Annotated in this window: 19 protein-coding genes; 12 read left to right on the forward strand and 7 right to left on the reverse strand. The window is 35.9% G+C overall.

The features are described from left to right. Position 1 precedes the first annotated feature (1 nt). Positions 2–2,533, reverse strand: coding sequence for a type I DNA topoisomerase (topA, locus tag LB076_RS00495; RefSeq protein WP_066336370.1), 2,532 nt, complete (start codon positions 2,531–2,533; stop codon positions 2–4). Positions 2,534–2,785: 252 nt separating this feature from the next. Here topA and LB076_RS00505 point away from each other — a divergent pair, with 252 nt between their 5' ends. The 9 genes from LB076_RS00505 to groL all read left to right on the forward strand — a co-directional run bounded on the left by LB076_RS00505 (position 2,786) and on the right by groL (position 11,976). Next, on the forward strand, positions 2,786–4,006 hold the full coding sequence (locus tag LB076_RS00505) for a hypothetical protein (RefSeq protein WP_066336366.1): 1,221 nt from the start codon (positions 2,786–2,788) through the stop codon (positions 4,004–4,006). Next, entirely contained in the window at positions 4,007–5,089 is a 1,083-nt protein-coding gene (locus tag LB076_RS00510; protein ID WP_066336363.1) for a hypothetical protein, read from the forward strand. It abuts the gene before it with no gap. Positions 5,090–5,247: 158 nt separating this feature from the next. After that, entirely contained in the window at positions 5,248–6,693 is a 1,446-nt protein-coding gene (gene miaB, locus LB076_RS00515; protein ID WP_066336361.1) for a tRNA (N6-isopentenyl adenosine(37)-C2)-methylthiotransferase MiaB, read from the forward strand. 81 nt (positions 6,694–6,774) lie between these two features. Beyond that, a complete protein-coding gene (locus tag LB076_RS00520; RefSeq protein ID WP_066336355.1) occupies positions 6,775–8,034 on the forward strand; it encodes a sigma-54 interaction domain-containing protein in 1,260 nt (419 codons plus the stop codon). Between the two features lie 36 nt (positions 8,035–8,070). Next, positions 8,071–8,574, forward strand: coding sequence for an LptE family protein (locus LB076_RS00525; RefSeq protein ID WP_066336353.1), 504 nt, complete (start codon positions 8,071–8,073; stop codon positions 8,572–8,574). Between the two features lie 25 nt (positions 8,575–8,599). Further along, positions 8,600–9,451, forward strand: coding sequence for a tetratricopeptide repeat protein (locus LB076_RS00530; RefSeq protein WP_066336352.1), 852 nt, complete (start codon positions 8,600–8,602; stop codon positions 9,449–9,451). Positions 9,452–9,454: 3 nt separating this feature from the next. Next, on the forward strand, positions 9,455–9,784 hold the full coding sequence (gene secG / locus LB076_RS00535) for a preprotein translocase subunit SecG (protein ID WP_066336350.1): 330 nt from the start codon (positions 9,455–9,457) through the stop codon (positions 9,782–9,784). A gap of 142 nt (positions 9,785–9,926) precedes the next feature. Next, positions 9,927–10,202: a co-chaperone GroES gene (locus tag LB076_RS00540; protein WP_047778409.1), complete on the forward strand. Its 276-nt coding sequence runs from the start codon at positions 9,927–9,929 to the stop codon at positions 10,200–10,202. A 142-nt stretch (positions 10,203–10,344) separates the two neighbouring features. Continuing rightward, complete coding sequence (groL, locus tag LB076_RS00545; RefSeq protein ID WP_066336348.1) at positions 10,345–11,976, forward strand: chaperonin GroEL; 1,632 nt, start codon at positions 10,345–10,347, stop codon at positions 11,974–11,976. Positions 11,977–12,080: 104 nt separating this feature from the next. Here groL and gldC read toward each other — a convergent pair whose 3' ends face one another. Further along, entirely contained in the window at positions 12,081–12,419 is a 339-nt protein-coding gene (gene gldC / locus LB076_RS00550; RefSeq protein WP_066336342.1) for a gliding motility protein GldC, read from the reverse strand. Next, a complete protein-coding gene (gene gldB, locus LB076_RS00555) occupies positions 12,419–13,375 on the reverse strand; it encodes a gliding motility lipoprotein GldB (RefSeq protein ID WP_066336339.1) in 957 nt (318 codons plus the stop codon). The genes gldC and gldB overlap by 1 nt, the downstream gene beginning before the upstream one ends. Positions 13,376–13,475: 100 nt before the next feature. Between gldB and nadE the strand changes: the two genes are divergently transcribed. Together nadE and LB076_RS00565 are read left to right on the forward strand one after the other, a co-directional pair. After that, positions 13,476–14,279: an NAD(+) synthase gene (nadE, locus tag LB076_RS00560; RefSeq protein ID WP_066336336.1), complete on the forward strand. Its 804-nt coding sequence runs from the start codon at positions 13,476–13,478 to the stop codon at positions 14,277–14,279. 91 nt (positions 14,280–14,370) lie between these two features. Continuing rightward, positions 14,371–15,000, forward strand: a complete 630-nt coding sequence (locus tag LB076_RS00565) for a response regulator transcription factor (protein ID WP_066336333.1) — start codon at positions 14,371–14,373, stop codon at positions 14,998–15,000. On the opposite strand, the gene dnaG is transcribed toward LB076_RS00565, so the two are convergent. From dnaG to rlmN, 3 genes are all read right to left on the reverse strand, one after another. Further along, complete coding sequence (gene dnaG, locus LB076_RS00570) at positions 15,001–16,968, reverse strand: DNA primase (protein ID WP_066336330.1); 1,968 nt, start codon at positions 16,966–16,968, stop codon at positions 15,001–15,003. A gap of 134 nt (positions 16,969–17,102) precedes the next feature. Then, positions 17,103–18,080 carry a polyprenyl synthetase family protein gene (locus tag LB076_RS00575; RefSeq protein WP_066336327.1) on the reverse strand — a complete coding sequence of 326 codons (978 nt, stop codon included), beginning with the start codon at positions 18,078–18,080 and terminating at the stop codon, positions 17,103–17,105. Positions 18,081–18,147: 67 nt separating this feature from the next. After that, positions 18,148–19,191, reverse strand: coding sequence for a dual-specificity RNA methyltransferase RlmN (gene rlmN, locus LB076_RS00580; protein ID WP_066336323.1), 1,044 nt, complete (start codon positions 19,189–19,191; stop codon positions 18,148–18,150). A 71-nt stretch (positions 19,192–19,262) separates the two neighbouring features. Here rlmN and LB076_RS00585 point away from each other — a divergent pair, with 71 nt between their 5' ends. Continuing rightward, on the forward strand, positions 19,263–19,904 hold the full coding sequence (locus LB076_RS00585; RefSeq protein WP_066336322.1) for an O-methyltransferase: 642 nt from the start codon (positions 19,263–19,265) through the stop codon (positions 19,902–19,904). A 114-nt stretch (positions 19,905–20,018) separates the two neighbouring features. On the opposite strand, the gene LB076_RS00590 is transcribed toward LB076_RS00585, so the two are convergent. Next, on the reverse strand, positions 20,019–20,699 hold the full coding sequence (locus LB076_RS00590; protein WP_066336320.1) for a DedA family protein: 681 nt from the start codon (positions 20,697–20,699) through the stop codon (positions 20,019–20,021). Positions 20,700–20,716 lie beyond the last annotated feature (17 nt).

Raw genomic sequence — 20,716 nt, forward strand, 5'->3', positions numbered from 1 at the left:
TTTATTTCTTTTTAGCAACTGGTTTCTTTACTACCGTTTTCTTAGCTGCTGGCTTTTTGGCGGGTGCTTTTTTGGCTGCTGTTTTTTTGGCTGGCGTTTTTTTGGCAATCATTTCTTGCACTTCGGCCAAGGTTAATTTTGCTGCCTCAACTTCTTTACCTAATTCAATTTTTATTTTTCCTTTTGTAATTACGGATCGTCCCCAACGGGCTTTTTCGACCAAAATACCTTCTTCTTCCCAATTATGGATAACTTTATCTATATTTTTCTGTATTTTTTCTTCAATTAAAGTCTCAATATCTTGTTGGGATAAATTATCAAAATCATACTTTTTATTCACGTTGATGAACATGCCGTTCCATTTTATAAAAGGACCAAATCGCCCCACTCCTCTTTGCACACCTTCTCCTTTATAAACTGCAATAGGCGCATCTGCAAGTGCTTTTTCGTCTATTAATTGTTTTGCACGTTCTAGGTCTACATCTAGGGGATTTTCTCCTTTGGGCAAGGATATAAAAATAGCTCCATGGCGTACGTAAGGCCCATAACGACCGTTACTTACCTCTACTTCATCGTCTTGATAGGATCCTAAATTTTTGGGCAACAAAAACAAATTTAAAGCTTCTTCAAGATTAATTGTACCAATGTTTTGGTCTCCCATCAAACTGGCAAATTTCTTCTCCTCATCATCTGCAGCACCTATTTGAGCCATTGGTCCAAATTTACCCAAACGTACGGATACTGGTTTTCCGGTTGTAGGATCGGTTCCTAAAATTCGTTCGCCGCTCTCTCGTTCTGCGTTGGCCTCAACATCTTTTACTGTTGGATGAAATTGATCGTAAAATTCTTTCATCATAATTGCCCAATCTACATTTCCTTCGGCAATTTCATCAAAGTCTTGCTCTACCTTTGCTGTAAAATTATAATCTAAAATAGCCCCAAAATTTTTAACCAAAAAATCTGTAACTATAGTACCAATATCTGTAGGGACTAATTTTCCTTTATCAGAACCAGTGTTTTCTTTGAGTAATTTTTCAACTACTGCATTGGCCTGTAGCGTCAATTGGGTATAATTGCGCTCTTGACCATCTAGGTTTCCTTTTTCTACGTAATTTCGGTTTATAATTGTAGAAATTGTTGGCGCATACGTAGAGGGACGACCAATACCCAACTCTTCGAGTTTTTTTACCAACGAAGCCTCTGTATAACGTGCTGCTGGTCTGGTATATCTTTGGGTTGCTGTGATGTAATTGTTTGCTAATTTTTCGTTCACTTTCATGGCCGGCAACATGCCTTCCTGTTCTTCTTCGTCGTCATCATGCCCTTCTAGATATACTTTCAAAAATCCTTCAAAGAGCAATACCTCTCCAGATGCGGTGAATAATTCTGCATGATTGTCTGCCTCAATTTTTACGTTAGTTCGCTCTAATTTGGCATCGCTCATTTGAGACGCCAGCGTTCTTTTCCAAATCAAATCATACAGGCGTGCTTGATCTCTATCAATATTTACCGTATGTCTGGACATATCTGTAGGTCTGATCGCCTCATGCGCCTCTTGAGCTCCTTTGTTTTTGTTGGTAAAGGTTCTGGGTCTAGAAAACTCTTTTCCATAAGACTTGATGATTTCTTCCTCGGCAGCCTCCATGGCGTCTTTAGATAGGTTTACACTATCGGTTCTCATATAAGTTATCAATCCCGCCTCATACAAACGTTGTGCTAACTGCATGGTTATCCCTACTGGCAAATACAATTTACGAGCTGCTTCTTGCTGTAGCGTAGAGGTCGTAAAAGGCCCTGTGGGTGATTTTTTGGTGGGTTTGGTTTCTAAATCCGAAACCGTATAAGTAGAACCTATGTTTTTATTTAAAAAATCTTCGGCTTCTTTTTTAGTATTAAAATTTTTAGGCAATTTGGCTTTAAACGATTTACCTGCTAGATTAGTAAACTCGGCCACTACAGAATAACTTGCTACGGCATTAAAGTTCTGAATATCTCTTTCTCGCTCTACAATCAAACGTACGGATACCGATTGCACTCTTCCGGCCGAAAGACCACCTTTAATTTTTCTCCAAAGCACTGGAGACAGCTCATAACCTACCAATCTATCCAAAACCCTACGTGCTTGTTGTGCATTGACTAAGTTATAATCAATTTCTCTAGGATTTTCAATAGCTTTTAAAATTGCTGATTTGGTAATCTCATGAAAAACAATTCGTTTTGTTTTTTTAACATCTAGTTTAAGTTCTTCAAATAAATGCCAAGAAATAGCCTCACCCTCACGATCCTCATCACTCGCCAACCAAACCATTTCGGCTTTTTTGGCCAAGCCTTTCAACTTGGTCACTAATGCTTTTTTATCGGACGAAACCTCGTACTTGGGTTTAAAATTATTCTCTACATCTACCCCTATTTCTTTTGAAGGTAAGTCTGCTATGTGACCATAACTGGATTCTACTTGAAAATCACTACCCAAAAATTTTTCTATTGTTTTTGCTTTTGCCGGGGACTCAACTATCACTAAATTCTTTGCCATTGCTCTATTTTTCTCGGACAAAAGTAGAAGTTTTTTTTAAATATTGGGCTTTTCAGAATTTTAAAAATATTTTTGACCTTAAGAACCGCCTTTAAAAACCCTTCCAGAAAACAATATATGCGATCTGCTGTATGATGGTTGGCAAATAGTTGACTGAAATTATCTCTGAAAATACATGCTTTACGGAATCCCGTAAAACACAAACGAATAATACAATTACCTTTACCCTTGTAAAAACAAATTTTATTAAAAATGGCAGAAGAATTAACACAAAATCCAAAAAAATCTAAAACCGAGAATGACAAGCTAAATTTCAATCAATATGGTTTCAGGTCAGCAAGTAAAGTATTGTCAAATTCAGACTCTTTGGAAGGGTTTTTAGATAATGTTTATGATAGTTTTTTAAACGAGCAAAAAATTGATGAGCAAGGTTTAAAAGACAGAATTTCAAAACTTAAAGCAGAAGTGCAGCAAGAGAAAGTCAGTAAAAATGATTCTATTTCGGAAATATCTTCATGCAAAAGACAAAAAGAGGATAAAGAAAAAGAAATAGAAGAATTAGAAATAGAAAAAATTGAAATTAAAAACGAAGGAGGAGAAACTTCAGATACAATGCCATTTGTTATAGGTGCATTCATTACATTATTATTAACAATGTATCTTTTTGTTTTTTATTCCTCTTCTGGATACTCTGCTTTTTACGGAATTAAACAAGGAAGTTTAGGTTTTATAAACCCAAATGTTTTTTCAGACGCAATGAATCGAGGTGGAGGTGTTATTGCTCTTATCGTACTTTTTCCAGTTATATTTTTAGGATTAGGCTTTTTAATTCACGATTCATTAGAAACAAATAAAAAACTTGTTTCAGAAAAAAAACCAAAAACATTTTTAGTAATTATAACTTTACTTTTTATAACATTAATTGCTGATATGTTCATTGGTTATAAAATATCACAAGGAGTTCATACAAATGAATTTAATGCTGGTTTAACTGATAAAATATGGGAATTCTCTATGATATTTTCAGATATAAATTTTTATTTAGTTATAGTTTTAGGTTTTGTAGTTTATGTTATTTGGGGCTTTTTATTAAATTATGTACTAAGTCATCCTTATTTAAAAACTGAAAATGAACGAATAAAATTAATAATTGAAAATTTAAATATTAAGATTAATGAAAAAAGAAATGAATTAACCAATATAATTTCAAAAATTCAGAAAAAAGAAGGAGATGTCGAAAGTTCAGAAAGCAAAATATTAGAAAAAGAAAATGATATTATTGGTTATCAAAATGGCGTTATTCCTGTCAATATTCCACTATTAAAAGCATCTGTTGGAGAATTTATGGGAGGTTGGGAAAACTTCACTAATGGACATTATGGCAATAATATTGGCAATTTATTATTAGAAGCAAACAAAGAAAAAGAGAATTGGTTACAAAACAAATTGATAAATTTAAAGTTCGATAATTAGATGACAGAATTACAAAAAAGAAAAAAGAAAACAAAAGAAAAAAAGCCAATTTACATTCTTTTAGGATTTATTATATTTTTCGGTTTATTTATTTACGGAATTACAAGGCCATCTGAACAAAGTAAGGCGATTAAAGAACTAACGACAAGTTTCAATAAAAAAGATGTTGAAATGGTTTGGTATAAATATAAATCTGAACTTTATCAAGATGATGAATTCTTGTTAGAAGTAAGAAAAAAACTTTCTACATTTAACTTATCAGAAAGTGAAATTAAAGATTGTATTAGCTGGCTTCCGCCAGCTAATACAAATCTTAATTTAATTGTTATCCCAGATTTATCTCGTAGAATTACTGATACAATAAATAATCCGAATCAGATTAATAATGATATTTTATTATTAAAGACTATTTGGGAATCGTTTGTTTCTAATTCAAAACTTAAACAAGATACGAAAGATAGATTAATAATTGATGTTACAGACATTGACGCAGCAAAAGGACAGTTTGGAAAAGTTGCAAACAACTTACAATTTGATTTGTCAAATCACAAAGGAAAAAGTAATAGATTATTTTTCACAAACGAGAAGAATAATACTTTTGAAAAAAACATAATTGAAATGTATGCATTAGCCAAACAAAAACCTCTTGGAGCAGACTATAGGTTTTATTTAAGACGTTATTTGGAAAATAACCTAAAAAAATCAACGCTTTTTGATAATTATAAAAACAAAGTAATAATAATAACCGATGGATATTTAGAGGCCGAAAATAAACCTTCTGACACTAAAATTTATGGATTTCAAAAACAATTATACAATGCAGTAACAATTGGAAATATTTCACAAGTAATAACAAATAACAATTTAAATATTCCAAAAGTTAATATTGACTTATCAAATACAGAATTTTTTGTATGTGAAGTGAACGAAAGAAAAACAGGAAAAACTTTTGACTTTGAAATATTAAAAGCATACTGGGAAGACTGGTTTAAGAGAATGGACGCAAAAAAAATAGAATTTTATCCAAGAGAAAAAGCAAATGACATATCTATTAAAAGAGTAAGTGAGTTTATAGCAAACTAAAAGATAGTAAAACCAAGATAACAGCACAATACCTACGGCCCGAAATTGCTCCATACAAAAGTAAAACAATGTTAAATCTCAGGCTGACATCTTGTCAGATTGCTAAAAATAATTGTACCTTTGCTTTCTTATTAAAAAAACACTTTTGAAAGTGCCCTATGGAAAAGATTATTGAAGAAGACAAACAAGGCCAAGCGCTTGTTTTAGATAATAAATCTGGAAATACTAAAAAACTATTTATAGAGAGTTATGGTTGTGCCATGAATTTTTCGGATAGTGAAATTGTAGCCTCTATTTTGTCTGAGAACGGATACAACACCACCCAAATTCTAGAAGAAGCAGATTTGGTTTTGGTAAACACCTGTTCTATACGCGATAAAGCAGAACAAACTGTACGCAAACGCTTAGAGAAATACAATGCCGTAAAACGCAGCAACCCTAAAATGAAAGTTGGCGTTTTGGGCTGTATGGCCGAAAGGTTGAAGAGTCAATTTCTGGAAGAAGAAAAAATTGTAGATCTTGTAGTTGGCCCAGATGCGTATAAAGATTTGCCTAATTTGTTAAGTGAAGTAGAAGAAGGAAGAGATGCCATCAATGTAATTTTGTCCAAAGACGAAACCTACGGAGATATCTCGCCCGTGCGCCTAATGAGCAACGGTATTACTGCCTTGGTATCTATCACTCGGGGTTGTGATAACATGTGCACGTTTTGTGTGGTGCCGTTTACCAGAGGCCGAGAACGCAGCCGGGAGCCACAAAGTATCCTGAGTGAAATTCAGGATCTTTGGAACAAAGGGTTTAAAGAAATCACTCTTTTGGGACAAAATGTGGATAGTTACTTATGGTATGGTGGTGGTCTAAAAAAAGATTTTGCCACAGCATCTGATATGCAAAAAGCAACCGCGGTAGACTTTGATCAATTGTTAGAAATGGTAGCTGTTGGTTTTCCAAAAATGCGAATTCGGTTTTCTACCTCAAACCCGCAAGACATGCACGAGAGTGTGTTGCACGTAATTGCAAAACACAACAATATTTGCAAACACATTCACCTACCTGTACAATCAGGAAGCAACAGAATTTTGAAAGAAATGAACCGTTTGCATACTCGTGAACAATACATGAACTTGATTGATAAAATACGCAGCATTATCCCAAACTGCTCCATATCTCAGGATATGATTGCTGGTTTCCCAACCGAAACGGAGCAAGACCATCAAGACACCTTGAGTTTGATGGAATACGTAAAATATAATTTTGGCTACATGTATTCTTATTCTGAGCGCCCAGGAACACTGGCAGGAAGAAAAATGGAAGACGATGTTACCGATGCCATTAAAGCAAGACGTTTACAAGAAATTGTAGACCTGCAGCAAAAACATGCTTGGGCACGTTCCGAAGAATTTATTGGTCAAACGGTAGAGGTTTTGGTCGAAAAAGTTTCTAAAAAATCTGCCGAAGAATTCTCTGGAAGAAATTCGCAAAGCATTACTGTAGTTTTTCCAAAAGAAAAGTATAAAATAGGTGACTTTGTAAAGGTAACAATCACCAGCTGTACCAGCGGAACCTTAAAAGGAAAAGCGGTAGGTTGGAGTGACATGAACTAAAAGGGGATTGCCGTTTGCGATTTATGCTCTGCCATTGCGCACGACTTAAAATCGCAAACAAAATTTAAACAAATTAAGAAGATGGAGTCTGTTCAAAATATAAAACAACGATTTGAGATTATTGGTAACGATCCAAAGCTAAATCGCGCCATTGAAAAAGCAATTCAGGTAGCCCCTACAGATATTTCTGTTTTGGTAGTTGGCGAGAGTGGTGTTGGAAAAGAAAGTATTCCTAAAATAATCCACTCCTTATCGCACCGAAAACACGGAAAATACATTGCCGTAAACTGTGGCGCCATACCCGAAGGAACCATAGACAGCGAATTGTTTGGGCACGAAAAAGGCGCTTTTACAGGAGCCACAAGTACTCGTGAGGGGTATTTTGAAGTGGCAGATGGCGGCACTATTTTTTTGGACGAAGTAGGAGAATTGCCATTAACCACTCAAGTAAGACTCCTACGGGTGTTAGAAAACGGCGAGTTTATAAAAGTAGGATCCTCACAGGTTCAAAAAACAGATGTCAGAATTGTGGCTGCCACCAATGTCAATTTGTTTGAAGCCATTGAAAAAGGCAAATTCAGAGAAGACCTTTACTACCGCCTAAGCACCGTAGATATTTTATTACCTCCGTTGCGAGAAAGAAAAGAAGACATCCATTTGCTGTTCCGAAAATTTGCCGCAGACTTTGCTCATAAGTACAAAATGCCTCCTTTAAAGTTGGACGAAGGCGCAGTTCAGGTTTTGCAAAAATTTCGCTGGAGCGGAAACATACGACAATTGCGTAATGTTGCAGAACAGCTCTCCGTTTTAGAAACCACCAGAGACATTACCGCTGCCGCACTACAGTTGTATTTGCCCCAAGAAGGAAGCAATCTGCCTTCGGTAATTAAAAACAAAAAAGAAGATAGCGATTTTAGCACGGAACGAGACATTCTATACAAAGTACTTTTTGACATGAAGAGTGATTTGAATGATTTAAAAAAACTAACCTTAGAGTTGATGAAAAATGGGTCCAATAAAACCCAGGACATCAATCCCAATCTAATCCAGAAAATATACGGCTCTAAAGAAAGTGATAGCGAAATTGATTACGAAGAAACGCCCAGAACCTCCTTGTTATCTGCAGCAGCCACCAAAGAAGAAGCATACCAAGAAACCGAAGAAAATTATCTTTTTGCCGAAACCATCGAAGAAGAAGAAATCTTGCGCTTAGAGCAAAAAGAAATTGAAATGATCAAAAAATCATTAGAAAAAAACAAAGGAAAACGAAAAGCAACCGCGGATGAATTAGGCATATCCGAACGAACCTTGTACCGAAAAATCAAACAATTTGATCTCTAAAAAAACAACCGTCTGTTAGCCCAAAAAACAAACCCAATGAAAAACAGCTATTTAATCATTGCCCTAACCTTGCTTTTTGCCTTGAGCGGATGCTCGGTTTATAACTTTACAGGAACCGGAAAAATTGATGCAAAAACATTTCAGGTCAATTTTTTTCAAAACAATGCCGAATTAATAGAACCCGGAATAGACCGAACCTTTACCTTGGCATTACAGGATCTTATCCAAAACCAAACCAACCTAAACTTAGTTAAAACAGCGGGAGATTTAACCTACGAAGGCGAAATTGTAAGTTATAGAGTAAGCCCGATGACTGCAACAGCAGACCAGCAAGCTTCCCAAAATCGATTAAATATCCGAATAAACGTTCGGTTTTCTAACCAAAAAAAAGAAACCGATGATTTTGAAAGAACCTTTGAGTTTTATTATGACTATCCGGCCGCACAACAGCTAACAGGAGCTCCTCTAGATGCTGCACTAAAAGAGATTTTTGACCGGATTACACAAGATATATTTAATGAATCACTTGCTAAGTGGTAAAAACTAACCTACGCGCACCTAAATTATGAATGTATCCAATTATATTTGCTTGCTTAATAAGCCAGATATTGTAACCGAGCAAAATGTACTGGAATTAGGCTCTGTTTTAGACGAGTTTCCGTATTTTCAAAGTGCTAGAGCCTTGCGGCTAAAAGGGCTTTATGACCTAAATAGTTTTAAATATAATTATGCCCTAAAAGTTACTGCAGCACACACCACCGATAGAACCATTTTATTTGATTTTATTACCTCGGATAACTTTACCATTATTCCAAATCCATCTCAGGACCAAAAAGAACCTGCAACTCAAGACACAGTAACAAAAAGTAGCCGTATTGTCCCTGATGCTGCTGCGGTTGTCACCAAAAAAGAAACCCTAGAACAGGTTTTGGAAACCTCAATCAAAAAAGCCGCTAGTGTGACACTCCAAAAAGAAGCCCAAATAGCTACTCAAAACCTAGCCATTGGACAACCTCTTGATTTTACAACCAAGGAAAAACATTCTTTTCAGGAATGGCTGCAATTATCCAAAACCAAACCCATTAGCAGACCCGAGACTTTAAAAACAAATACACTTAGGCCAGAAGAGCTAGAAGAAAAAAAGAAGCAAGCCTTATTAATTGATCAATTTATACAAACCAGTCCTAAAATTTCTCCTGTAAAACAAGGGGTTAGTCCGGTGGTACAAATAGACATCAATAAAGACGAAAGCTCGTATTTGATGACCGAAACACTAGCCAAGGTATATTTGGAACAAAAAAAATATCAGAAAGCCATACAAGCATATGATATATTAATTTTGAAATATCCAGAAAAAAGTAGTTTCTTTGCAGACCGTATCTCGGATATTAAGATTTTACAACAAAATAATAATTAAACAATGAGCACATTTTCAATTTTTTTAGTTTTGATCACAATAGTTTGTTTTCTATTAATAGTAGTCATTATGGTTCAAAACCCTAAAGGCGGTGGATTATCCTCTACATTAGGTGGTTCTACTCAAATGGGTGGCGTACAAAAAACGACCGACTTTTTGGACAAAAGTACCTGGACACTAGCTACTATTTTAATTGCACTTATTTTATTATCTAGTTTAAGTTTTACCGGAACATTAAGCGACACCGATTCTAAAATTATTGACAATACCCAAGTTGCTACACCTGCAGCACCAGTACAAAACACTCCTGCTCCAGCTACACCAGCAAAATAATATTATTTTACTTATATATACCTAATGCCAGCCTGTCAAAGCTGGCATTTTTTATAGGCAAATATGGCAGTTAAAATAGCATGGCACAGTTTCTGAAACCAGATACATATCATTATAATAAAACAAATAAAAACCTATAATTATGGCTTTAAACATCAAACCTCTTTCAGACAGGGTTCTTATTGAACCAGTAGCTGCCGAAACTAAAACAGCTTCTGGAATTTTTATTCCAGATACCGCAAAAGAAAAACCACAAAAAGGAACCGTAGTAGCTGTAGGTAACGGGTCAAAAGACCACACCATGACTGTAAAAGTTGGAGATACCGTACTATACGGAAAATATGCAGGCACCGAATTAAAACTAGAAGGCACCGATTACTTAATCATGCGTGAAGAAGATATTCTTGCAATTATCTAAAAAATTCTTTTGGCAATAAGCCAAGAACTAGTAGCATAAAAACAGTAAAAACTAATTATTATTAACTCCTTTGGTTTTTGTTTTATAAAGAAACAAACAATCCTAGTAAGGCCAAAAACCAAAAGATAAAAGCTGAATTAAAATGGCAAAAGATATAAAATTTGATATTGAAGCTCGCGACGGATTAAAACGCGGTGTAGACGCATTAGCAAATGCAGTAAAAGTAACTTTAGGACCTAAAGGACGTAACGTAATTATTGGAAAATCATTTGGTGGCCCTAATGTAACCAAAGATGGAGTTACGGTAGCCAAAGAAATTGAATTGAAAGACCCATTAGAAAACATGGGAGCTCAAATGGTTAAAGAAGTAGCCTCTAAAACGAATGACTTAGCTGGAGATGGTACTACAACTGCTACCGTTTTGGCACAAGCAATCGTAAAAGAAGGTCTAAAAAACGTTGCTGCAGGTGCAAACCCTATGGATCTAAAACGCGGAATTGACAAAGCAGTCGAAGCCATTGTAGCAGATCTAGCGAAACAATCTAAAGTAGTTGGTACAGACTCAGACAAGATCAAACAAATTGCTTCTATCTCTGCAAATAATGACGAAGTTATTGGAGAGTTAATCGCTACGGCTTTTGCCAAAGTAGGAAAAGAAGGTGTTATCACGGTTGAAGAAGCTAAAGGAACAGACACCTACGTAGATGTAGTGGAAGGAATGCAATTTGACAGAGGATACCTTTCTCCGTATTTTGTAACCAACTCTGAAAAAATGGAAGTAGAGCTTGAAAATCCTTACATCCTTTTGTATGACAAAAAAGTATCTTCTTTAAAAGAATTACTACCGGTATTGGAGCCAGTGGCACAATCTGGAAAACCATTGTTAATCATTGCCGAAGATGTTGATGGAGAAGCATTATCTACCTTAGTAGTAAACAAATTGCGTGGTGCTCTAAAAATTGCAGCTGTAAAAGCACCTGGATTTGGAGACCGAAGAAAAGCAATGCTAGAGGATATTGCTATCTTAACCGGTGGAACTGTGATCTCTGAAGAAAGAGGATACACTCTTGAAAACACAACTCTAGAAATGCTTGGTACCGCCAAAAAAGTAACTATTGACAAAGACAACTCTACCATTGTAAGTGGTGCTGGCGAAGCAGACATGATCAAAAATAGAGTAAACCAAATCAAAGGTCAAATGGAGGCTACAACCTCTGATTATGACAAAGAAAAACTACAAGAACGTTTGGCTAAATTAGCCGGTGGTGTTGCAGTACTTTATGTAGGAGCAGCCTCTGAGGTAGAAATGAAAGAGAAAAAAGACCGTGTGGACGATGCCTTACATGCTACTCGTGCCGCTGTCGAAGAAGGTATTGTTGCTGGTGGAGGAGTTGCGCTATTGAGAGCCAAAGCTACCCTAAGCAGCATTATCGCAGAAAATGCAGACGAAGCTACTGGAATACAAATTATCTCTCGCGCTGTAGAAGCTCCCTTAAGAACTATTGTTGAAAATGCAGGTCTTGAAGGCTCTGTAGTTGTTGCAAAAGTTGCCGAAGGATCTGGAGATTTTGGATACAATGCCAAAACAAATGAGTACGTAGATATGTTAAAAGCAGGAATTATTGATCCTAAAAAAGTAACGCGTGTAGCTCTTGAAAATGCTGCTTCGGTTTCTGGAATGATCCTAACCACAGAATGTGCTTTGATTGATATTAAAGAAGAAAGTCCAGCTGGCGGTATGCCAATGGGAGGCGGTATGCCAGGAATGATGTAATACCATTTTCTTTAAAAAAACAAAATCCGTTTCCTGTTGTTTAGGGAAACGGATTTTTTTTATGCGTGGCATTTTGTGGTACCAAACACTACTTTTAGCAGGTATTACTTACTAGTTAATTCTAATTTTTCTGCAAAATAATCGCAAAAATCTTTCATGGTAGCTGCCATTTTTTCATCGCCCGTTGCTCTATGAAACGTATCAGACATTGCAACTAATGTTTGGTGAAAGAAAATCTTCATTTCGTCCACTGGCATTTCTTTGGTCCATAAGTCAATACGCATGCTCTCCTTGGCTTTGCTGTCCCAAACCGAAAGCATAATAGCCTTGGCTTCTTCTAACTCTACGCCTCCATCTTTGGCAGACCAAAGTAGTTTTTCGGGTACTCGGTTAGTATCTAATTCTACTAAAAATTTAATTTCGGATCTATTTTTATCTGACATTACTTTTTGGGTTTATATTTTGATTTTTCAAATAATTCTTTTGCATTTGTATCCAACAATTGCTGCAAAGAAACTTCATTATTATTACTATAAGAACGTACAATTTGCCATCCAATCCAAGCTCCAACACGCCCTGGAGATTCATTATCTATTTCTAAATAAAACTTAGAGAAAGGCGCTGGGTTTATAAAACGAGAATTTAATTTATGGTCTTCGTTATAAAGCATTTCTTTTTCAATAAAATAACGCCACATGTATTCTTCGTTTTCTTGACACCATTTGATTTGCTCTGGGGTGTACCCTATTTTTTCGGAATCAGAATACTCTGGAAGCAATAGGTCTTTCAAATACAGTTCTTTTCCGGCAAGGATCATCCTAGACAAAAAGTTCTTGTTATTCTCTGGCGCTATTTTTGTTTTCGAAAAACTCGAAACTACATCGGGCAGGATTTGTCTTTCTTCGAAATTTTGCTTGATATAATCCGGGAATTGATAAAACCGATGTTCTTTGCCTAAATACATCTCTAGAGCAACTACCACCAAACTATCGGCATAAATTGCCTTATTGTTGTAGTCCATTTCCGAGATAACCGTAAGCAATTTAGGCGTTTTGGTCTTAGGGAAATAGTACTTTACATGTTGCATCCAAGTACGGATGTCTTTTTTGACGGGTTCTATATCTGCATATTTTTTTTGTACCTCTTGGTACAATTCTCGCCATTGTGGATCTGTCATTTTTTCTAACCAAACAGCATCGGGCTCTGATTTTGGAAAGAAATAAGGAAACTCTTGTTTTACTTGTTCTAAATCTTTGGGCGGAGTTTCAAAAAATATTTTATCAAAGCGCACTACCTCTACCGTTACGGGTATTTGCGCAATCTCCTGCTCCATTTTATCTTTTTTCCCACAGGAAACAAAAATCAAAGACAGCAACGCGGTATAAATATATAGTTTCATTTTTTTTGATTAAATTTGTTTTACAAAAAATAGCCCTAACAATACTTTCTTATTTGTATGGTGCAAATATACATTCCTTGTTTTTAAAAGTTAACCTATTATGCCTAAAAAAAGTACTCTCAACCTTGAAAAAGTAACTACTCAAATTGTAAATTGGTTAAAGAGCTATGCCGAAAACGCAAACGTTAACGGATTTGTTATCGGAATATCCGGAGGAGTAGACTCTGCCGTTACCTCTACACTTTGTGCTCAAACGGGTTTAGACGTTTTGTGCCTAGAGATGCCAATCCACCAGCATGAAAGCCACGTAAATAGAGGCAAAGAACACATTGCTTTTTTGAAAAAAAACTATCCTAATGTGTCTAGCACCACCGCAGATCTAACCACTACTTTTGAGACTTTTAAAACCCAAGTGCCAAGCGAAGGTGTTCCTGAAAGCAAACTAAACCTAACCCTAGCCAACACTAGGGCGAGATTGCGCATGACTACGTTGTATTATTTTGCAGGAATACACGGATTGTTAGTTGCTGGAACAGGCAATAAGGTAGAAGACTTTGGTGTAGGATTTTATACTAAATATGGAGATGGTGGCGTAGACTTAAGCCCTATTGCAGATTTAATGAAATCGGACGTATTTGCTTTAGGGGCATATTTAAAAATTCCAGAATCTATCCTGAGAGCCGCACCCTCAGATGGCTTGTTTGGAGAAGACAGATCAGACGAAGACCAATTGGGTGCTAGTTATGATGAATTAGAGTGGGCAATGGAAATGGACCAAAACAAAGCCAGCATGGAGAATTTTTCTGAAAGAGAAAAAGTTGTTTTTGCTATCTATAAGCGACTAAACAAAATGAATCAACATAAGATAAATCCGATACCAATATGCGTAATTAATCGGAATTAATAGTACTTTTAGCCTATAAAGTTGGTTTTTTGTGTTTATTGAAGTAGTTTTAGTACATAAAATTATAAACAATTCTTAAAAACCTGTAATTATGATAAAAGTTTGTTTAGCCGATAACTATCCCGTAGTGCATTATGGAGTAAAATCTTACTTTAAAGACCATGCTGAAATTGCCATAGCTGCCAATGTAGGCAGTTTTTCAATGATTAGAGACATACTCTTGACCAAAGAAATAGACGTATTGCTTTTAGATTTAGAATTAGAAGGTCTGGCGAGTATTTTTGAGGTAAAATCCATTTTAAAAAGTTTTCCTAAAACTAAAATAATTATCTTCAGTGGTCTTTCGGAACAAATTTATGCTCCAAACGCTATTAAAGCAGGCGCCTCTGGATTTGTCCATAAAAGAGAAAAACTAGAAACCTTAGGGCACTCTATTATTAAAGTACACCAAGGAACTATTATTATTAATGAAACCGTTAAGAAAAACTTAGCCTTGATTGCCAAACAAAGCAAAAGCGACCGTTTGTATCGCAAACTATCCAATCGAGAAGTGGAAGTTTTGCGCTATTTGAGTGATGGCAAAAAAAACCATGAAATTGCTACCATTTTAAATCTTAACGAAAAAACGATCAGTACCTATAAGTTGCGCTTGTTGACCAAATTGAACGTAACCAATTTAGTAGATCTAGTCAATAAAGCAAAAACGTTAGAAATAGTTTAATTAAAACCGAGACATTACCCTTCCTAGTTTTTTTGAGAAAGCAAGAATCAAACTATTATAATCCTGAATTAGAGTCATGGACTCTGTATTGTCAACATCTGGTGCTATAGTACTTTTTAACGATTCTATGATGCCACCAACAAGGTACCAACGTAGGGTTAAGATCGTTTCTGAAACATTTTGTACTATAGTATCGGTTTTGGATTTTGGAAAAATATTTTGCCCTTCCCAATTATGCATTACCAATCGTTCTTCTTCCATTAACACATCTGTGACTTCTTGAGCAAATTCTGGTTGCAAATGCATTAAATACTGTTCTAAATTAAACGAATCGTTTTGTAAATAAAAATGGATCAAGTCATTGAATATGGCTCTGAATAATGGATTAGCCAATTCTACCTCATCTTCTTGCAGGCTTAGGTAAATTTTTTGGAAAACTTTGTATTCTTTCATTTCGGTGACCATCTCTATCTCACCGTCTGGATTTGTTCTCATAAAAGTATCCTCAAACGCTTCGGTTTTATCCCCATAGAGCAACAAAATTTCTATAATTTTTCTTTCCAGCCTATAGAGAATATCTACTTTCTCCATAGCTGCTGGGTTTTCATTTTTAACTACCTGAAATGCTTTTTGCTCTTTTTGGTGTTTTTTGGTTTCTTCTATTTCGCCTTTTTGTTTTAGTTGTGCCAAAGTACTCACCAAAACCTGCTCCGAAATATCCATTATTCTGGAACATTCTTGAATATAAATTTCTCGTTGTATGCGGTCTGGAATTTTAGAAATACTAAAAACCATGTCTCTAATAAGATCTGCTTTTTTTATTGGATCGTTTTTGGCCTCATCCATCAAAAGAGACGCTTTAAATTGTATAAAATCTTTGGAGTTGGCTTCTAGATAAGCAACTAAAGCCTCATGCGAGTTGTTTTTGGCAAAACTATCTGGATCTTCTCCATCCGGAAAAGTACATATTTTAACATTCATTCCTTCTTCGAGAATCAGGTCTATCCCACGGATAGAAGCCCGAAGCCCAGCTGCATCTCCATCAAAAAGTACGGTAATGTTTTTGGTCAACCTATTAACTAAACGAATTTGATCTGGAGTCAAGGCAGTACCCGAAGACGCTACCACGTTTTGTATTCCGGCTTGATGGAACTGTATTACATCGGTATAGCCTTCCACTAAATAGCAGTTATTCAACTTGGCTATGGCTTGTTTGGCCTGAAAAATACCATACAAAACCTTGCTTTTATGGTAAATATCACTTTCGGGCGAATTGAGGTATTTTGCCGCTTTTTTATCATTGGTCAGGATGCGTCCACCAAACCCTAGGACCCGACCAGACATGCTTTGTATAGGAAACATCACACGACCCTTAAAACGGTCAAAAGGTCTGTCTTCTCTAGCAATGGTTAGTCCGGTGCTTTCTAAAAACTCTAGTTTATAGCCTTTACCCAATGCTTCTTTGGTTAGGGCGTCCCAGGTTTCGGGAGAGTATCCTAAACTAAATTTCTCGATGGTTTCGGGAGTAAATCCTCTTTCTTTAAAATAAGACAATCCGATAGCCTTTCCTTCTTCGGACTTTAAAAGGGTTTTATGGTAATATTCTTTGGCAAATTCAGACACCAAATACATACTCTCTCTAAGATCGGTGTTTGCTTTTTCGGCGTCGGTTAATTCCGTTTCTTCTATTTCAATATTGTACTTATTGGCCAAATACCGAATGGCTTCGGGATAAGTAAAATGCGAATGCTCTATCAAAAAAGCTACTGCATTTCCTCCTTTTCCGGAGCTAAAATCTTTCCAAATACCTTTGGCTGGCGAGACCATAAACGATGGAGAACGCTCATCCGAAAAAGGACTCAACCCTTTGAAATTACTACCGGCGCGTTTTAAATTAACAAAATCACCAATAACCTCCTCTACTCGAGCGGTTTCAAAAACGGTATCTATCGTGGCTTGTGAAATCAATTTATTTGGGGATAAAAGTTATAAAAAAATCAAAGTTACAACGTTTTTAAACGCAATACTACTGCGCAAATACGCAAAGTATGTGTATTGGTTTGCAATTGGAACTGTGGTGTTTTTTTTAATATAAAATAGGATTATTTTTTTCTTTCAATTACATAATTAACCATCAGGATTAAGGCATCCTTAAAATCCGAATTGGGATAGTTATTTAATAAAAGTAAGGCTTCTTGCTGAAATGCAATCATTTTCTTTTCGGCGTAAGCCAAACCTTGGTGTTCTTTGACAAAAGCAATGACTTCTTGGACTCTTTTTTTATTTTTGTTATGGTTTTTTATGGAGTTAATCAACCACGATTTTTCTTTTGAGGTACAGTTATTTAAAACATGAATTAAGGGCAGGGTCATTTTTTGCTCTTTGATGTCTATTCCGGTGGGTTTGCCAATTGCTTCTTCGGTGTAGTCAAATAAATCATCTTTTATTTGGAATGCCATACCGATGAGTTCTCCAAATTTACGCATATTTTCTACCTCCGCAGCATCTTCTATTACAGATTGTGCCCCTAGAGCACAGCATGCGGCAATGAGTGTGGCTGTTTTTTTTCGAATTATTTCGTAATATACCGCCTCTGTGATATCTAATCTACGGGCTTTTTCTATTTGCAATAATTCGCCTTCACTCATTTCTCTAACGGCTACAGATATAATTTTGAGCAAATCAAAATCTCCGTTATCAATAGATAGCAACAACCCTTTAGAAAGCAGGTAATCTCCCACAAGTACTGCTATTTTGTTTTTCCAAAGTGCATTGATCGAAAAAAAACCTCTGCGCCTATTGCTGTCATCCACTACATCATCGTGCACTAAGGTGGCGGTATGTATTAGTTCTATAACGCAGGCACCGCGGTAGGTTCTTTCGTTTACAATTCCGGCGGTGACCATTTTGGATGTCAAAAAAACAAACATCGGACGCATTTGTTTTCCTTTTCGGTTAACGATAAAATAGGTTATCCGGTTCAGCAATGCTACTTGTGAGGTCATGGATTCGTAGAACTTTTTTTCAAAAAGTTCCATTTCTTTAAATATGGGCTGTTTTATTTGGGAGGTAACGTTCATTTGTATTTCAAATATACTGTTTTAAATAAAGACGGCTTTTATTTTTTTATTTAAGTAGACCATTTTTTTATCCTTCTTTATTGGCTAGTTGCCCACAGGCAGCATCAATATCTTTTCCTCTGCTTCTGCGAACTTTAACTACAATACCGCTTGCTTCTAAGGCTTTTATGTACCTATTGGTTGCTTCTTCTGAGGCTTGTTGGAACTCGCCATCATCAATCGGGTTGTATTCTATTAAATTTACTTTGCAAGGTACGTATTTACAAAATTTAACTAGTGCGTCTACAGATTCTTTATTATCATTTATATCCTTCCAGACTACGTATTCATAAGATATTTTTGACTTGGTTTTTTGGTACCAATATTCTAGCGATTCTCGCAAATCAGCCAATGGAAAAGCGGCGCTAAAAGGCATAATTTTGGCACGAATTTCGTCAATGGCAGAATGCAACGAAACGGCTAATTTAAATTTGACATCATCATCGGCAAGTTTTTTTATCATTTTAGGCACGCCAGATGTAGATACCATAATCCGCTTGGGTGACATACCCAAACCTTCCTCGGAGGTAATCATTTCGATGGCCTTCAAAACGTTGTTATAGTTCATCAACGGCTCTCCCATGCCCATAAAAACAATGTTAGAGAGTGGGTGGTTATAATACAAACGACTTTCTTTATCTATAGCCAGGACTTGATCGTAAATTTCGGCAGGTTCTAAATTTCGCATTCTTTTTAATCTCGCTGTAGCGCAAAAATTACAATCCAAACTACAACCTACTTGACTCGATACGCAAGCTGTTGTTCTGGTATTAGTAGGTATCAAAACAGACTCTACTACTAACCCATCATGCAAACGAACGGCGTTTTTGACTGTTCCATCTTCGGAGCGCTGCATGGTATCTACCTTAATGTGATTGATCACAAAATTGCGTTCCAACATAGCCCGTGTTTCTTTAGAAATATTGGTCATGTCTTCAAAACTATGGGCGCCTTTGCTCCACAACCACTCGTAAACTTGATTTCCTCGAAAGGCTTTGTCTCCACTGGTTACAAAAAAATTGCGTAAATCTTCTTTAGATACTGCTCTGATGTCTTTTTTCTCGGTTTGCATGTTGCAAATTTAATGACTATTTGTTGATTTGTTGTTTTGATATTTTGATAACTTTGACAAAAATTTAAAAAATGCATTTTATTTCCACCGAATTAGAAGATTACATTGAGCAACACTCCCAAGCAGAACCAGAATTACTTGCTGCTTTGAACAAAGAGACCTACCAGAAAATTTTGCTGCCTCGGATGTTGAGTGGTCATTTTCAAGGCAGAGTACTAAGCATGCTATCCAAATTGATCCGCCCTACAAATATTCTCGAGATAGGAACGTATACTGGTTATTCGGCTTTGTGCTTATGCGAAGGTATACAAGCCCAAGGTGTATTACATACCATTGATATTAAAGAAGAGTTGGTAGATTTTCAGCGTAAACACTTTGACAAATCGCCATGGGGAAAGCAAATTGTGCAACATCTGGGAGAGGCCACTAGCATTATACCCAATTTGGACGCAAAATTTGACTTGGTTTTTATAGACGCCGATAAAGAAAATTACATTACCTATTTTGAGATGATTGTTCCTAAAATGAATCCAGGCGGAATCATTCTATCGGATAATGTGCTGTGGAGCGGCAAAGTATTAGAGCCATTAAATCCAAAAGATACAAGCACTAAAGTATTGTTAGAATACAACGCTCTATTAAAAAATGATCCTAGAGTAGAAACGGTTTTGTTACCCATCCGTGATGGCCTGACGGTAAGCAGAATATTTTAGCTAACCTATAACTAATGTATTCCAAAAATAAAAGCTCTCTAAAATGGAGGTGTTATTTTTGGAATATACTAATATTTAGACCTTACAAATTGAAATTCTGTTTTGGGACATTACTTACTCTATTATGGTAGTTTTTTTAGCAAATTTAAGAATTACCGGTAATAATGTAATTACAACTAAGCCTATAACAATTAACTCTATGTGTTCTTTTAGATTGATACCATAATTAGCTAATAAAAAACCATATAAATAATGCCCTGCAAAAATCAACGTGAAAGACCATAAAAAAGAACTCAAAATATTATAGAACATAAATTTCTTTTTTTCCATAGAAACAATACCTGCTACTATAGGTGCAAAAGTCCTGAAAATTGGCAAAAATCTTGCAAAGATGATTGCTCTACCACCATGTCTTTCAAAAAAAGCTTTAGATTGGACTAAATATTTCTTTTTGAACCAAAAAGTGTCTTGTTTGTTATAAAGATAGTATCCGCTTTTGGAACCAAACCAGTATCCTATAATATTACCAAAGATACCTGATATGGCTACCATGGTAGACAAAAGTACTACGTTTATAAAATCACTTTCTATAAAAAACACATTCTCGATTAGTTCGCGATTATAAATTCCTGCCAAAAAAAGCAAACTATCCCCTGGCAAAAAGAATCCTGCAAAAAGCCCTGTCTCTGCAAACACAATAAACAAAACAATATATATACCTAGTTTGATCCCGTTTACATCAAAGTGAATGTAAAAAAGTGGGTCTATTAAATTTTTCCAATCAAAACTGTTCATCCTTCCGTGTTTTTATT

The organism is Flavobacterium crassostreae (assembly GCF_001831475.1).
In the GTDB taxonomy this organism is placed as follows: domain Bacteria; phylum Bacteroidota; class Bacteroidia; order Flavobacteriales; family Flavobacteriaceae; genus Flavobacterium; species Flavobacterium crassostreae.